Origin of the sequence: Lacihabitans sp. LS3-19 (genome assembly GCF_024343575.1) — a bacterium.
Classification (GTDB): domain Bacteria; phylum Bacteroidota; class Bacteroidia; order Cytophagales; family Spirosomataceae; genus Leadbetterella.
In genome coordinates, this window is record NZ_RJUA01000006.1 from 34,096 (window position 1) to 50,459 (window position 16,364).

The 16,364-nt window shown below is 35.6% G+C and carries 13 protein-coding genes; 6 read left to right on the forward strand and 7 right to left on the reverse strand.

What is annotated here, in order from left to right; translation table 11 throughout:
* Positions 1-5 precede the first annotated feature (5 nt).
* The 3 genes from EGI22_RS07575 to EGI22_RS07585 form a co-directional block, all read right to left on the reverse strand.
* Positions 6-1,520 (reverse strand): DUF1501 domain-containing protein, encoded by a 1,515-nt coding sequence (locus EGI22_RS07575; RefSeq protein WP_255067519.1) that lies wholly within the window; start codon positions 1,518-1,520, stop codon positions 6-8.
* A 4-nt stretch (positions 1,521-1,524) separates the two neighbouring features.
* Positions 1,525-3,408, reverse strand: coding sequence for a DUF1800 family protein (locus EGI22_RS07580; protein WP_255067520.1), 1,884 nt, complete (start codon positions 3,406-3,408; stop codon positions 1,525-1,527).
* Positions 3,409-3,502: 94 nt separating this feature from the next.
* The gene (locus EGI22_RS07585) at positions 3,503-3,853 is read right to left on the reverse strand and encodes a YraN family protein (RefSeq protein ID WP_255067521.1); all 351 of its coding nucleotides are present in this window, start codon (positions 3,851-3,853) and stop codon (positions 3,503-3,505) included.
* Positions 3,854-3,949: 96 nt separating this feature from the next.
* On the opposite strand from EGI22_RS07585, the gene lipB reads away from it, so the two are divergent.
* The 5 genes from lipB to EGI22_RS07610 all read left to right on the forward strand — a co-directional run bounded on the left by lipB (position 3,950) and on the right by EGI22_RS07610 (position 9,595).
* Positions 3,950-4,642 carry a lipoyl(octanoyl) transferase LipB gene (lipB, locus tag EGI22_RS07590; protein WP_255067522.1) on the forward strand — a complete coding sequence of 231 codons (693 nt, stop codon included), beginning with the start codon at positions 3,950-3,952 and terminating at the stop codon, positions 4,640-4,642.
* Between the two features lie 4 nt (positions 4,643-4,646).
* Positions 4,647-5,657, forward strand: a complete 1,011-nt coding sequence (locus EGI22_RS07595; RefSeq protein ID WP_255067523.1) for a dipeptide epimerase — start codon at positions 4,647-4,649, stop codon at positions 5,655-5,657.
* 52 nt (positions 5,658-5,709) lie between these two features.
* Positions 5,710-6,225: an META domain-containing protein gene (locus EGI22_RS07600; protein WP_255067524.1), complete on the forward strand. Its 516-nt coding sequence runs from the start codon at positions 5,710-5,712 to the stop codon at positions 6,223-6,225.
* A gap of 103 nt (positions 6,226-6,328) precedes the next feature.
* Entirely contained in the window at positions 6,329-7,330 is a 1,002-nt protein-coding gene (locus EGI22_RS07605) for an SMP-30/gluconolactonase/LRE family protein (RefSeq protein ID WP_255067525.1), read from the forward strand.
* Between the two features lie 132 nt (positions 7,331-7,462).
* Entirely contained in the window at positions 7,463-9,595 is a 2,133-nt protein-coding gene (locus EGI22_RS07610; RefSeq protein ID WP_255067526.1) for a peptidylprolyl isomerase, read from the forward strand.
* A 61-nt stretch (positions 9,596-9,656) separates the two neighbouring features.
* Here EGI22_RS07610 and EGI22_RS07615 read toward each other — a convergent pair whose 3' ends face one another.
* Together EGI22_RS07615 and recG are read right to left on the reverse strand one after the other, a co-directional pair.
* Positions 9,657-11,024: a Gfo/Idh/MocA family oxidoreductase gene (locus tag EGI22_RS07615; RefSeq protein ID WP_255067527.1), complete on the reverse strand. Its 1,368-nt coding sequence runs from the start codon at positions 11,022-11,024 to the stop codon at positions 9,657-9,659.
* A 44-nt stretch (positions 11,025-11,068) separates the two neighbouring features.
* Complete coding sequence (gene recG, locus EGI22_RS07620; protein ID WP_255067528.1) at positions 11,069-13,162, reverse strand: ATP-dependent DNA helicase RecG; 2,094 nt, start codon at positions 13,160-13,162, stop codon at positions 11,069-11,071.
* On the opposite strand from recG, the gene EGI22_RS07625 reads away from it, so the two are divergent.
* The gene (locus tag EGI22_RS07625; RefSeq protein ID WP_255067529.1) at positions 13,153-15,036 is read left to right on the forward strand and encodes a hypothetical protein; all 1,884 of its coding nucleotides are present in this window, start codon (positions 13,153-13,155) and stop codon (positions 15,034-15,036) included. The two genes, recG and EGI22_RS07625, sit on opposite strands and share 10 nt — an antisense overlap.
* On the opposite strand, the gene EGI22_RS07630 is transcribed toward EGI22_RS07625, so the two are convergent.
* Positions 15,037-15,432: a hypothetical protein gene (locus EGI22_RS07630; protein ID WP_255067530.1), complete on the reverse strand. Its 396-nt coding sequence runs from the start codon at positions 15,430-15,432 to the stop codon at positions 15,037-15,039.
* Positions 15,433-15,486: 54 nt separating this feature from the next.
* The gene (gene nadC / locus EGI22_RS07635) at positions 15,487-16,338 is read right to left on the reverse strand and encodes a carboxylating nicotinate-nucleotide diphosphorylase (protein ID WP_255067531.1); all 852 of its coding nucleotides are present in this window, start codon (positions 16,336-16,338) and stop codon (positions 15,487-15,489) included.
* Between the last annotated feature and the right edge of the window lie 26 nt (positions 16,339-16,364).

Here is a 16,364-nt window from a genome sequence, read left to right on the forward strand (position 1 = left end):
GTTTATCAATAGGTTAAACAATCCAATGGATGATTGGTAGTTGAAATAGGTGTTTGCGAAAAATTCATTAATCCCAAAGGATAATTATTTGGAGAATAAGAATAAAAGTTACCTAAATTTGGCAAAACATAGCACAAATCAGACGGACTTACACCATACCAAAGTGCTAATTCGGCGTACATTTCGTCAGTAGAGACGGTTGGTATAAAATTGCCTCTAAATGATATATTGCTGTTATTTCCAGAGCTAAGGTCCATTTTTGGATATGCTCCGAATATCCTACCACCGTTTACTGCCCCACCCATCACCATATTGTTACCTCCCCATGCATGGTCTGATCCATTTCCATTAGAAGTTAATGTCCTAGCAAAATCTGAGATAGTGTAAGTCGTTACATTCTCTGAAATCCCCAATTCTACTGTACTGTCATAAAATGCTTTCATTGCTTGACTGACTATAGGCAACTTACTATTTAATCCTCCCAAAAGGCCATCGTGCATATCCCAACCACCATAATTCACAAAAAATATTTGCCTTTTGGCTCCTAATTGTTGTCTTACACTAATAACCTTGGTTATTGCCGCAAGGTCTTTGGCTAAAGACGTATTTGGAAAAGAAGTAGTAATAGTTGGAACTCTTTTTAAGGCCTCTTTGAATATCGCAAATGAAGCCATACTTTCTTTGGCAGTGGTTGAGTAAGTCTTTTGCAATAAGTTGGCGTACGTTTTTGCTACTAAACTATCAATCGCATGTGTTCTCATTTCTTGAAGTAAGCCAGAGTTACTCCAATAAGATGGAAAAGATTGAAGTCCTACATTATTTGGATCCACATTGTCACTAATAGAATATTCCGAAATCATTTGACCCCTTTGGAAAATATTTTTACCAGCTAAGGATATATTCATGGAAATACCATTATTGGTATTGTTTGCATTCAAAATATCAGCCATTCTTCCACCTACGCCTACGGCATTTCTACTCTGTGGTACTGAAGTTTGCCATTGCATTATTTGATCTGAGTGAGAATAAATACCCAAAGGTACTTTTTTCAGGGAAGACTTAAATTCTGAAGCATTGGCAATGGGCTCTACCAATGTACCAATATTGGAAACAAAAGAAAGCTTACCGCTATTGAAAAGGTCTCTAATTCCTGACATCTGCGGATGTACACTATAGGCAGAATAAGCACAATTTTTCCCCCTATGACTAGAACATTGAGGGTTGTTTAAAGCTAATAAATTTGCTGCATCTTGCGTTACCGCCAAATCCGTTCTTAGTGCTTTATATTCATTAAAACCATTATCTCCACCAACTGCTGTGCCTGTTGGCATCAATAAATTAAAAGAATCCATGCCGCCAGAAAACAAAATACAAACTATGGCTTTGTAATCTTCTCCGGGTGCATTTTTGTTTAGATTAGTCAATCCATTTAATGCACCAAGACTTGTTAGTGAGCTTAGTAAAGTTGAGCTTCCCATTGCTCCGCAACCAACATTTTTTATAAAATTTCTTCTATTCATGGGTTTATCTATTTATTAGGTAATCTGGTGATATCATTATTAAGAAAATCCCCATTCTTAATCGCCTATCGGCTAATGTTGGGTCGGGTACCCCGTTTACGTCAATTGTTAGTGGCATAGACAATAATACATTTTCAATTATCGCCATGTTTTCTTGATTTATCCTTCCTTGTGCTAAAATCAAATTGTATTTATCCAAAAACTCTCTTATTCTATTGTTTTTAGATAATACAAAATCTGCAGAAATATCGAATTTTGGATCTTGGTCTGGTTTATAGGTTTCATTGCTAAACATGCCCCAAAATTCCACTGGATCGTTAGAAATTAACCATTTATGTAAACCATTCATATAATTTGAAAATGAAAGCGAGTTAAGCATTTGGAACTCAGGCCCAACTTTTCCCGCTTCTTGAATTGGCCCATCAGGTACATATCCGGGTTGATAGAAATTAAAAACAGAAGGGGAATACAGTGGTTTTTGTTCAAGTCTATTATACAAATCCACCATAACGTTTCTATAAATCCCGCTTTGGTTGCTCAATTCTAAACCATTCACCAAATTCATATATCTTAAAAAAGGTTCTCTTAGATGCCCATAAGCCGTGTTTTCTTTTTCTCCGCAACAATCCCTTGCTTCGGGATCTAATAAAATGGCTCGTACTACTGCTTTTAAGTCTCCCCTTACATTTGAGCCATTATTGTTAAATATCTTGGCTACTCTTTCAATGAATTCAGGCGAAGGATTAGAGCTTACCAAATGCTGAATGAGCCTTCTGGATATAAAAGGACCGACATTAGGATGATTAAAAATAATATTTAAAGCATCTTGAATATCTTGTTCCCCTTGCTGTACAGGCCTGCTAATTACAGTTTGATTTAAAAAAGTTTTAATCCCTGGTTCGTGACCATTTACTATTCGCCAATCAATTGGTTTTTTCCATAACTTTGTATATTTCTCACTAGAATCGACCGGAAAAAACTTGAGTCTTTTTGTATAACTCCATTTGTCTATAGCATTTTCTCCTAGATATCGGCTATTTGACCAAGAAAGGCCTGTAAACACTTTTGCCAAGTTTGCAATATCATCATTGTCATAAGTTGGGATAGATTTATCGCTTCCATCTTTTTTCTCAGTACCATTGGTGTTGAGTTCATAAAGTCCAATCGAAAACAATTGCATAATCTCTCTCGCATAGTTTTCATCAGGAAAAACATGTTTTCCACCTGTAGTGTCTGTTGCGTGGTTGTTTATATATGTCAAATAAACAGACATAGCCGGATGATAAGTAATACTATCAATCAATGATCTATAATTACCAAAAGCGTTTTTATTGAGCATATCATAATAACTCGCTAAAGCATAAGGGTTTCCGTCAAAAGCTGAAATTCTGGAAGTCACAAATATCTCACTTAAGGCTAAACTAACTTTCCATCTTAGTCTGTCATTTGCGTGCATATTGGCCTGAAACCACGCTACATCAAACGCCCAATCGTCTATAAAAACATTATCCAAAGTATAATTTCCTGCAGGATTTTGTAAATTCAAAGAATCAACCATGTTCTGATGTAAACCTTGGACGTAGGCTTGCAGATTAAAAGAAGGGTTCATAGCAAACTGTTGGTTTAACCATGGCTCTATTCCTAGGTTTTGAAGAGCTTGGATTTCCGAAAGTTTTGGGCCCAATGTAGCTTGAGACAAAAATCTTGAAGAAGCTTTTGGGTTCGGCATATAGCCAGTACTCAATAGCGTTTTTATACCATTTGTCGTATTGGAACTAGCATTTACACTAACTCCTTTAATATTTCCTTTACCAAAGGTTCGGGTATTTTGTGAAAATGAGGATTGTAGGCTTATTACAAAAAATGTAAAAAATAGAATTGATTTCATGGGCAATTAATCACTAATGTAAAACTGACTTACAGTTAATTAGCAATTTCATTGCCAGACTTTAATTTAAGATTAAAATCTCCTTAATTTTCTATTAAAAAAAAGCATCTTCAAAATGCAGCAGCTCGAATTTTGGTTTTTCAATTATAGAAATGAAATCAAACCTAGCCTCTCCATGCCATGGAAATTTATGTAAATAGGCCTCCGCTCCTCTTTTAATAGCATTTTGTTTTCCTTTTCCCATCGTATCTTCTGGAAAACCATAATCGGCGTTAACTTTTAATCTTACTTCTACAAACACCAACATGTCTCCTTTCGTGCAAATAATATCAATCTCCGAATTTAATGAGTTGAAATTTCTGTCTTTAATCGCAAAACCCTTATCGATGAGATATTTTACGGCGTATTCTTCTCCTTCTTTTCCTTTGTCGAGTTTTTCACTCATATTTGTCGTGATTTTGATTCTATCAATAAATTTATAGCAATTTGCTCAATTTATTAGAATCAAATTTTGTTATTTTCTCAACAAATAAGGTTTTTAATGAAAAACAAAAAAGTAGAATATATAGATTTAGGACTAATAGATTATAAAGAAGCCTGGGACTTTCAAGAAGAATATTTCAAAAAAATAGTAGACATAAAAATCGAAAACCGAACTTTAGATACAAAAATCACTACGCCTAATTATTTGATCTTTTGTCAACATCCACATGTATTTACGCTTGGTAAAAGTGGCAAAATAGAAAATTTACTCGTAGACGAGCAAGGCCTAGAGGAAAAAGAAGCTAGCTTTTACAAAATCAATAGAGGCGGAGATATAACTTATCATGGACCAGGGCAATTGGTAGTTTACCCCATTCTTGATCTTGACAACTTTTTCACGGACATTCACAAATACATGCGATTATTAGAAGAGGCCGTTATACTTACTTGTGCTGACTTTGGGGTGACCGCAGGAAGAATAGAAGGTCTGACTGGCGTTTGGATAAATGATGTCAATCCTAGAAAAATATGTGCGATGGGCGTAAAATCTAGCCGTTGGGTAACCATGCATGGTTTGGCTTTGAATGTAAACACTGATCTCTCGTATTTTGGCAATATTGTACCTTGTGGGATTGACGACAAAGCAGTGACTTCTTTAGAAAACGAAACAAAATTGCCAGTCAATCAAACTGAAGTGGCTGAAAAACTTAAAAAACATTTAGCAGAACTTTTTGAAATGGAATTGTATTGAAATCATGAAAATAAAAACACATATATTTAATCTTAAAAGCAAATATCCTTTTAGAATTGCCCACGGTGTTAGATTAGAAACTGAAACTTTTGTTGTCGAACTTAAAGATGGCGAATTCACAGGATTGGGAGAAGCAACACCAGTTCCTTATTATGGTATAACTCCTGCTGTAATGAATCAAGTGATTCAGGAAAATAAAGACAAAATCGAAAGTTTTTCATGGAATCACCCATCCGAATTTTGGGAATATTTAAATCCTTACATAGGTCATAATCACTTTGTGCAATGTGCTATTGATTTGGCAGCTTATGATATTTGGGGAAAAAGAAACCAACAACCAGTCTATAAAATGCTGGGTTTAGATATTTCAAAAGTGCCTTTCTCTGATTATACAATTGGCATAGACGAAATACCAAAAATGATAGAAAAGCTTAAAGAGTTTGATTTTCCAATTTATAAAATCAAACTAGGTACAGAAAATGATATTGAAATCGTAAAAGCATTAAGAAAAGAAACCGATGCAGTCTTTAGAGTAGATGCGAATACAGGATGGGGTGTTGAAGAAACGATAAAAAATTCAAATAAATTGAGAGCATTAGGAGTAGAATTTATTGAACAACCTTTGAAGGCAGACAATTTTGAAGGAATGAAAGAAGTGATAAAATACACTAAGTTACCTATAATTGCAGATGAAAGCTGTGTTACCGAATCTGACGTTGAGAAATGCCTTGGACACTTTTCTGGAATAAACATAAAATTAGCTAAGTGTGGGGGAATCACACCTGCAATAAGGATGATTAAACAAGCAAGAGCTGCCAATATGCAAGTTATGATGGGCTGTATGACTGAAACCAGCATAGGAATCTCTGCTATTGCTTCCGTTTTACCATTATTGGATTATGTCGATATGGATGGAGCGATGCTGATAGCCAATGATCCAGCAGCGGGTGTTTATTTAGAAAAAGGAAAAGTAATTTATCCAAACAAACCCGGTTTCGGCGTTTTTTTAAAATAAAATACAACCAAAAAACATAAAATAGAGTCATAATTAAAAATCAAAAACTAAAATGGCTAAATTTCTTTTCTTGTTATTATTTATTTCGCTTTTAAAAATGGAATCTTGTACCAAAGTCGAAGTTCAGGCAGAAATTCAAACTAAAATCGAAGGTAAATGGATTTTAAAGCATAAGTTTTTAGGAGACGCTATAGATACGCCTTGTGGCTATGCTGTTACAAACGCAAGAGATATTACACTTGAAATTTCAAAAGATACTGAATCAAAAGAGCCAAATGTTTACAAGATTTCAGGTAATTCAGCAGTGAATTTATATTTTGGAAACCTAAAAATAAATACGACTGACGCTGCGAATGGTATTTCAACTATTACGATTGGACAATTAGGAAGTACAAAAATGGCAGGGCCACCAGAGCTAATGCAATGTGAAACGGGATATTTTGATTTGTTTAATCAGTCTGTAGAATTTAGAATAGAAAATGAACATTTGCAAATTGGTGTTTTCAAAAAAGACAATACGCCCTCGAGAGACGGAGGTACCTATTTGATTTACGAAAAAGCTATTTGAACATAATTAATTCATGTTAAAGAGGAACATCCGAAAGGCTTGTTTCTTTTTTTATTTTAAATGTGCTAGAAATTCTTAATTTTGGTTTTTAAACCTAAAAAAAATGAAACCCATTATTTCGACTATTATGGCTTCAATAATTACCTATTCTGCCTTAGGACAAATAAAAACTACAGGTAAAATTATCCAAAACGATGAAAAACTCTCAGAATTAATAAGTCTTGATGCGAAACTAGAGATTCTCGGTGAGGGATTTGAATGGTCAGAAGGTCCCGTTTGGGTTAAAGACGGTGGATATTTGCTATTTTCGGATGTACCTACAAATATTATTCATAAATGGAAAGAAGGAGAAAAAATAACGGAATTTTTAAAACCTTCTGGTTATACTGGCATTATGCCTTACAGCCATGAATCAGGTAGCAATGGCTTAACAATAAGCAATGACGGACAATTGATAGCCTGCGAACATGGTGATAGGCGAGTTTCTATTATGCCAATCGATGGAATGGGCGGAAAGTTTTCTCTTGCAGATAACTACCAAGGAAAAAGGTTTAATAGCCCAAATGACGTTGTTCAATCAAAATCTGGAAACGTATATTTCACTGATCCACCTTATGGCTTACCTTCTTTTGTTACTGACCCATCAAGAGAAATTGACCTATTTGGAGTTTATCGAGTTTCTCCTGATAGAAAAGTTTTTTTAGAAATAGCAGATTTAATAAGACCCAACGGTGTGGCTTTGTCTCCAGATCATAAGATTCTATATGTAGCACAATCTGATACAAAAGCTTACATCATGGCATATCCAATAAAAAAAGATGGCAGTTTAGAAAAGGGAAAATTACTTTTTGATGCTTCTTATCTAAACGAACAAGGCCTGAGCGGAGCACCAGATGGCTTGAAAGTAGACGAAAAAGGAAATATTTTTACAACTGGACCAGGAGGAATTTTGATTTTAAGTCCTGAAGGTAAACTATTGGGCAGAATAGAAACGGGGGCTCCAACTGCCAACTTAGCTTGGGGCGAAGATGGTAAAACCTTATTTATTACTGCTGACATGTACCTGTTTAGGTTAAAAACCTTAACCAAAGGGGCTAATTTTTAACTGGCATTAATTTTGTAAAAATAAAACAAATTAGAATTCTTTGATAATCAATGGGAATATTCCTATTTTTGCACCTCAAAAAATTTTCACAATAGTAAGAGAAACCGAAAAACAGTATTTTTTAATAATAAAATGGCAATAGTAAACAAAATCAGAGAAAGATCAGGAATAGCAGTAGCGGTGATTGCCGTTGCATTATTGTTGTTCATTGTTGGAGGAGATATTTTTTCTAACCAAGGTAATGGGTTTTTTGGATCAAACAATAACCAAGTTGGTGAGATTAACGGAACAACTGTAGATTATCAACAATTTGTAAATTTAGTTGAATCTCAAAAGCTTCAATTTGAAAATAATTCTGGAAGATCAGCAAATGAGCAGGAAGTTTCACAAATCAGAGAACAAGTTTGGGAAAAACTAATTTTTGATAATGTTTACGTAGAAGAATTTGAAAAATTAGGGATTACAGTTTCCGATGACGAATTAAGAGAATTAATTCAAGGAACGAAAAATATGCATCCCTATGTGAAGCAACAGTTTTCAGATCAATCTGGAAATTTTAATGCTGCTCAACATGCTGAGTTTATTAGATCTTATTCAGCTAACACAATGCCGGCGGGTCAAAAAGCCATGTGGGATAATTTTAAAAGAGAGCTAAAAACAATTAGAATGAGAGAAAAATACTCAAATCTATTGAACAAAGCTTCATTTGTTACACAAGCGGAAGCAAAAGCTGAATATGTTGCTAACACTGAAAAAGCAAGTGGCAAATTCTTATATGTTCCTTTTTATTCTATACAAGACTCTACAGTTAAAGTAGAAGACAGTGAGATAAGCAGCTATTACGGAAAACATAAAGAAGAATTTAATCCTTTTGATAGCAGAAGCATAACTTATGTTTCTTTTCAATTGGTACCGACAAAAGAAGATAGTTCTGCTCTTAACGACGAAATCAGAAATTTAGCCAAAGGACTTGCTTCTGCAACTGATGCACAAGCATATGCTTCGGCAAATACAGATATTAGAACTCCATATTTGAGGTCTACTAGTGAACTTAGTGAAAACTTGAAAGCTTCTCTAGCATCAACTGTAGTTGGCGGTTTGATTGGACCATTCAAAGAAGGTAACACTTACAGCATTCACAAATACGAGGGTACTTCTACTGATTCTCTATACACGGTTAGAGCTAGCCATATTCTAATAAGGTCAGACTCTACTATGTCAGACAGTGCTAGAGCTGCTGCTAGAACAAATGCACAAAATATTTTGAATCAAGCGAGGTCTGGTGCTGATTTTGCCACATTAGCAAGTCAAAATGGCACTGATGGCACCGCCCAAAGAGGTGGAGATTTAGGAACTTTCCAAAACAACGGCTCTATGGTAAAACCATTTGAATCAGCAGTTTTTGCATTTTCTGGTACAGGTGTTTTACCTAATTTAGTTACCACTGATTTTGGATATCATATCATTAATGTTACTGAAGCTAAGTCAAATACAAAATATAAATTGGCTTCAATAAATAAAGAATTACAAGTAGGTGAGGCTGCTTCAAATGAAATGTACCAAAAAGCGGAGAATTTAAGGGCTGGAGCATCTACTTTAGCTCAATTAGAAACAGCAGTGAAAAAAGACAATTCAATGACCCTATTGAATGCTGATAATCTATTGCCAAATAGTACAAATGTTAACACGATCCAAAATGCTCGTGAAATTGTAAACTGGGCTTACAGCAAAGATGCAGAAATTGGTGCAGTTGCTGATAGAGTTTTTGTAATTGGTGAAACTTATGTTGTTGCAGCTTTGAAATCTGGTTCAGACAAAAATGACCCTAAAGCTATGGATTTTAAAGATGCGATTTCAGCTAAAATCAGAAATGAGAAAAAATCAGAAAAAATTACTGCAAAACTAGGTGATGGTAAAGGAGACTTAACGGCTCTTTCTAAAAAATACGGTGCTGGTGCTTTGGTTGAAGAAGTTGCTGATGTAAATTTCTTTAGTGGAATGTTGAACAGTGCTGGTTTTGACCCAATTGCCCTAGGTAAACTTTTCGGATTGAAAGCTGGTCAAAGAAGTGGTGTTTTCACTGGTGAGTCTGGAGTTTTTGTAATGGAAACTACAGCTAAAACTCCTGCTCCTGCTATTACCGACTATGCTCCATTTAAACTACAAGTAGAGCAAAGAACTGGTGCAGGAAGAATGGGAATGATAGGAGAGCAAATATTAAGAGAAAATGCTAAAATTGAAGATAACAGAGCAAAAATGTTCTAATCCTTGATTTTTTGAATATTAAAAAAGCCCTTAAATTCAGTTTTAAGGGCTTTTTTGTTACTTATACTTTTCTATAATCTGGATGCTTCCAAGGGTCTCTATATTTTCTTGATAACCTTGTTGTGGCTTCCTTGTCTCCAACAATCTCCTTTTTAATTGGGTCATAAGTTAATGGTCTTCCCAATTCCATCGATAAATTTGCAATGATACAACTTGCTGTAGAAATATGCCCTTCATGAATATCTGCCACTGGTCGAGTTTTGTTTTCTATTGCTCCAAGAAAATCCAACATGTGTAACCTTGTAGCAGGTGCCGCATTCAATTCAATTCTTTCTTCTGTTAGATCTTCAGGATATTTTTCTTTTTCAAATACCACATCTTTATGGATAGTTTCGCCTTTACCAATTGGAATAAAATCATACCGCATTGTGCTGGCTTTTAGTGTTCCTTTTTCGCCATAAAGAAACAGTGCCCAAGGATAATCAGGATCAGGTGCATTTCCCCAAGAACGATGCGTCCAAACACAATTTAATTCATCGTGCTCAAAAACTGCAGTTTGTGTGTCCGAAATGTTTGACTTTGCATCTTTGTTTATGTATATCCCACCAACTGCACTTATTTTGCTCGGCCATCCTAAGCCTAACATCCAACGTGCAGTATCATACATATGAACGCACATATCGCCCGTTATACCATTTCCATATTCCATAAACGCCCTCCACCATCTTATGTGTGGCAACCCATCATAAGGCCGCATAGGAGCTGGCCCAGTCCACATCTCATAATCAAAAAAATCTGGGACCGGCTCTAACGGCGGATTAGAGTTGTTTCGCATTGAATAATAACAGCACATTTCTACATGCTTTATTTTTCCGAGCAATCCCCCATCTACAATATTCTTTTTTGCTTCAATAAGATGCGGTGTACTCTTTCTTTGAGTACCTACCTGTACGACTTTATTGTATTTTCTTGCGGCGGCCACCATGGCTTCTCCTTCCATTACATCTACACTGATAGGTTTTTGCACATAAACGTTTGCACCTGCCTTTACGGCATCTATCATCATCAAAGAATGCCAATGGTCAGGCGTTCCTATCAATACGATGTCCAATTCATTTTCAGCTAATAATTTCCTATAATCGCCATAAAGCTTTGGCACTTTACCTGATTTTTGTCTTTTGCTAACCAAATCTCCAGCGGCTTTCAGCATGTTTTTGTCTACGTCACAAAGTGCAATAACTTCTACTGAAGCTACCTGAATAAGTCTAAACAAATCGCTTTTTCCATACCAGCCAGTGCCAATCAAAGCTACTTTGTAGGTTTTGTTAGGATTCAAAATATCCATGGCATTAGCCCCAAAATGACTCATAGCTAGGGTAGCGGCTGCACCTTTCAGAAAATTCCTACGATTAATATTGAATGTTTTCATTTATTATGGTTGAATATTGTAAAGTAAATATAGAAAAAACAGACTCAACTTATCCTATTCCAGCTCAATTCTTTGTTTTTAATTTTGTCAATATGCAGTTTTATGGGAAGGTGGTCAGCCATTTCTAGATTAGGGTCTTGTTTTAATATCCTAAATGCCTCCTCACGGGCAATTTTTAGTATTTGTTCATCTTTGGCCAGGTTGGCTATTTTCAAGTCTACCAAGCCACTTTGTTGCGTTCCACTCATATCTCCAGGACCTCGAAGTTCCAAGTCAACTTGTGAAATTAGAAATCCATTTTCTGTTTGTACCATCGTATTCAGCCTCTTTTGGGTATCTTTGGAGAGTTTATAGTCGGTCATTAAAATACAAAACGATTGATCTGCTCCCCTTCCTACTCTACCTCTAAGCTGATGCAATTGTGACAAACCAAACCTCTGGGCACTTTCTATTACCATTACAGACGCATTAGGCACATCTACACCAACCTCGATTACAGTTGTGGCCACCATTAGTTTTGTTTCTCCTTTTTTAAACCGCTGCATTTCGTATTCTTTGTCTTTGGGCTTCATTTTTCCATGTACTATACTCAAAGGAACCCCAGGAAATGCCCGCTCGATAGATTCATACCCGTCGTAAAGATTTTTCAAATCCAACTTTTCTGACTCTTCTATCAATGGATATACAATGTAAATCTGCCTGCCTTTTTTGAGTTCGTCTCTCATAAACTCAAAAACCTTTAGCCTATTGGCATCGTATCTATGTACCGTAACAATGGGTTTTCTGCCTGGGGGCATTTCGTCTATTTCCGAATGATCCAAATCTCCAAAAAGCGTCATAGCGAGCGTTCTTGGAATAGGCGTAGCAGTCATGACCATCATGTGGGGATAGAAAACTTTGTTTTTCTCCCAAAGTTTTGCCCTTTGAGCTACACCAAATCGGTGCTGCTCATCAATAACCACCAAACCGAGATTTTTGAATTGTACAATATCTTCTAAAAGAGCATGTGTACCTACCAAAATCTTCAAGTCTCCACTCAAAAGTGCCTCATGTATAACCGTCCGATCTTTCTTTTTGCTTGATCCCGTCAAAATCTCGATCCTTACGCCCAATAACTCCCCGAATTTCTTAAGATTGACATAATGCTGCTGAGCTAAAATCTCCGTTGGGGCCATCATACACGCCTGTGCTCCTCCATCTATCGCCATTAGCATTGAAATAAAAGCCACTATGGTCTTACCGCTTCCCACATCGCCTTGTATCAAACGATTCATCTGTTTGCCCGATTTTAAATCTTCAAAAATTTCTTTGACGACCCTTTTCTGTGCATTGGTAAGGTCAAACGGAAGGTGATTGGTGTAAAACTCAGTAAGTAAAGTTGTTTTCTGGAAAACCTGACCCGCATAATCATTTTTGCGGACCAAGCTCAATTTTATCAGCCTTAGTTGATTATAAAATAATTCTTCAAACTTCAATCTTCTTTGAGCTTGATGCAATTCCTCAAAACTTCTAGGAACATGTAGCCAGCGTAAAGCATAATTTTTGGGTATTAATCTGTACTTTGCACAAAGCGAAGCTGGAATGGTTTCATTTATATAAGGATCAGCAATATCTAAGAGATTTTTAATCCAGATACTTATCGTTTTGCTATCAATATATTGCTTCCTAAGTTTTTCTGTTAATGAATAGATGGATTGGAAATAACCCTTTTTGTTATTGTTTGCCGTCAAAAGGTCAATTTCTGGATGTGTGATTGAAAAATTACCACCAAACCAAACCGGCTTTCCGTAGATTACATATTCAGCATTGGGTTTAAGGAATTTCTGAAAATAGCTTATACTCTGAAACCAAACCAATTCCATGTGGCTGGTGCCGTCTCTGAAAGTTGCCACTAATCGTTGTTTGCCAGTGCCACCAACTAACTCTACGGAAACAATCCGTCCGATGATTTGAGCAGCAAACATATCCTCACTAATTTCTGAAATCTTATGAAATTGTGTCCTATCTTCGTGTCGAAAAGGATAATATTCGATCAAATCGGCAAAAGTAAAAATCCCCAATTCCTTATTGAGCCACTCGGCTTTTTGGGCATTTACACCTCGAAGAAGTTCTATTTTGGTTTCAAAAAATGACGACATGGAACAAAAATAGGTATTTGAACGGTTATTTGATAAATTCTAAACTATTTTCAACCCGAAAACAAAGGATGATAGCTTTTTATACCGCACAATTGAGCAACCTTAGAGAAAATCAAGTTCTTCTACAGAAATCCTATAATAAAACTTCAACTTATAGACTAGTACTCTTAATAGCTGGATTAATAATTCAGATACAAGCTTTTAGATTCAACTTACTTTTGGGAGGACTGTCTTTGGTAGCTTTTGTTTTTGGTTTTTATTATTTGGTCAAATACCATGAAAAGACCGAAGAAAATCTACTTCAAAATGAAAACCAACAAGACCTTCTAAAGTATGAATTAGACGCTTTAAGCAATATTGGAAATAAAAAATACGATAATGGGGAAAAAATTAAAGACCCTCACCATCTTTTTTCAGCAGACTTAGACCTTTTTGGAGAAAACTCCCTGTTCCAATTGGTCAATAGAGCCAAAACCAAATTAGGCAAAGAAATGCTTGAAAGTGCCATGCTCAATATAGAAACTGATGAAAACATCATAAAAAATAAACAAGAGGCTGTAAAAGAATTAAGCTCAAAAACTGAATGGAGACTCGCTTTTTTAGCTTCTTTGATTAATATTTCTCAAGTTCAAGCAGAAACGGCCAACGAAATTGCACATATTCCTAATCCACCAAAGTTACAATTAAGGCAGTTTATCAAAATTTATGGTTTTATGCTTCCTTTTTTGTGGATCCTGTTTTTTATCGTCTTCTATTTTTTAAAATTTGAAGGAATAGGTTACGGTCTTGGTGTTTTTATTCTATTTAATTTTTTCATAAACGGTATAAATAGCAAAATCACCGAACCCTATTTGGAGCAAATAGCAGTAACGGGCAGGGCATTGCAGAGTTTCTCAAGAGCCGCAGAGCTTATTGCCAATGAGCATTTTGAGTCACAAGTTTTGCAGTTAGCTCTTCAAGAGTTTCCTAAAGCAGACCTGCAATCAAAAAATCCAATAGAAGAGTTTGCTCTCATAATTAAGAAGTTGGATATGCGAAAAAATCTAATGGCGTCACTTTTTTTGATAAGTGCTAAACCATTTGTGCCAATCGAAACCATAAAATTAGAAAACTGGCTTGTTAAAAATCCGAAGTTTTTCCAAGAAATATTTTCAACCATTGGCATATTTGAATATTACGCTAGCTTAGCTACCTTAAGCTTTAACCATAAAGATTGGGCTTTCCCTGAAACTCATTTAGATTCTTCGAAAAGTATAGAGGCTAAACTAGTAGGTCATCCGCTCATTAAAGGTCACCAAACGGTGGGCAATGATTTTGTTTTAGGAGAAAAAAATCGCGTTAACCTTATTACGGGAAGTAATATGTCAGGCAAAAGTACATTTTTGCGGACATTGGGCATAAACCTCATTTTGGCAAATTTGGGTGGACCCGTTTTTGCCGAAAATTTTAAATATAGACTCGGAATGATTCCAGTTTGTTATATGCGTATCACAGACTCTATAAACGAAAACGCATCTACTTTTAAGGCGGAAATAGAACGTATTAAATTGGTTTTAGAAGCTTTAAAAACTAAGGACAAATATATATTCTTGATAGATGAAATGTTGCGAGGCACCAACTCTGAAGACAAACTTAAAGGCTCCATGGCATTATTTGAAAAACTTATAAAAGAAGGAGCTACAGCACTTATAGCTACGCACGACCTTAGACTTTCAGAAATATCAGATAAATACGTAGACAAAGTCAAAAACTTCTATTTTGAATATTCTACCGAAAACGGAGAGCTATTCTTCGATTATAAAATAAAAGAAGGCGTTTGCAAAAGTTTCAATGCCTCTTTATTATTGGCTTCTATTGGACTGAAAATCGATTAATTATGCATGTAGTACTGCCGATTTATCTAAAATGCTGACTTGGATACAGTTTTGCTCTGTAATACTATCTGGAACAAACAGAAATCTTCTGTCAAAAAGAGTCCCGTCTATCCAATAGCTTATCCAATATTCGTTATTTAGATGAAAAACAGTAGGGTCTATTTTTTCAACTGCTAAAAAAGAAGCTCCTTGTAAGTTGTCAAAAAAATGTCTGAGTGTGCTGGTACTTACTTTTTCTCCTTTGTCGTCAAATCCAAAACCCGAAGAACTCACCAAAATATTCGTAATTTCTTCTGATCCATTATTTATCAAAAAAACATCCCATTGCTCAAATTCCGAAGGTGCTATCGCCAATACCACATTTTGATTTTGTGGAAAATCTATATCTTTTTTCATTAATTATTTCAAATTTCACAAACTAAACTGATCTAGAATTTTAAGCCTCTCAAACTATTTAATGGCTTTTAAACTTAAATCCAAACTTTTAACGGAGTGCGTCAAATATCCCATAGAAACATAATCTACCCCGCATTCCGCGTAAGCTCTTACCGTATCAGGGTTTATTCCACCAGATGACTCAACAGGGAATCTGCCATCTATAATTTTGATGGCTTCTCTGGTTTTTTCATAATCAAAATTATCCAGCATTATCCTTACAACACCACCTACTTCAAGCACTTGTTGTAGCTCTTCAAGGTTCCTTACTTCTATTTCAATCGGAATATTTAGAGAATTGTCAATTATGTATTTTTGAGCGGCTTCCATAGCATTTTTTATTCCACCAGCATAATCAACATGGTTGTCTTTTATCAAAATCATGTCGAATAAGCCAAAGCGATGATTTACGCCTCCGCCAATTTTGACAGCCCATTTTTCTAATAGTCTGAAATTCGGCGTAGTTTTTCTAGTATCAAGTACCTTGCATTTAGTGCCTTTTAACTTTTCGACAATTTCATTTGTAACAGTCGCAATTCCGCTCATGCGTTGCATACAATTCAGCACCAAACGCTCAGCTGTTAATATTGAACGGTCATTTCCTTCTACATAAAGCACTATTTCGCCGTATTTTATGGGCTCACCATCTTTTATTAAAACTTCAACCTGTAAATCTGGGTCAACGGTTTTAAAAATAAGCTCTGCCAATTCCACTCCAGCCACTATCCCATTGTCTTTTACAAGCAATCTAGCTTTGCCTTGGGCATCTTTTGGCACAGTGGAGTTTGAGGTATGGTCGCCTTCTCTTACGTCTTCACGAAGAGCACTTTCTATAAATTCAATTAAGTCTTTTTTTAGGATTTCCATTTATTATTTTTTTGTAAAACTAATAG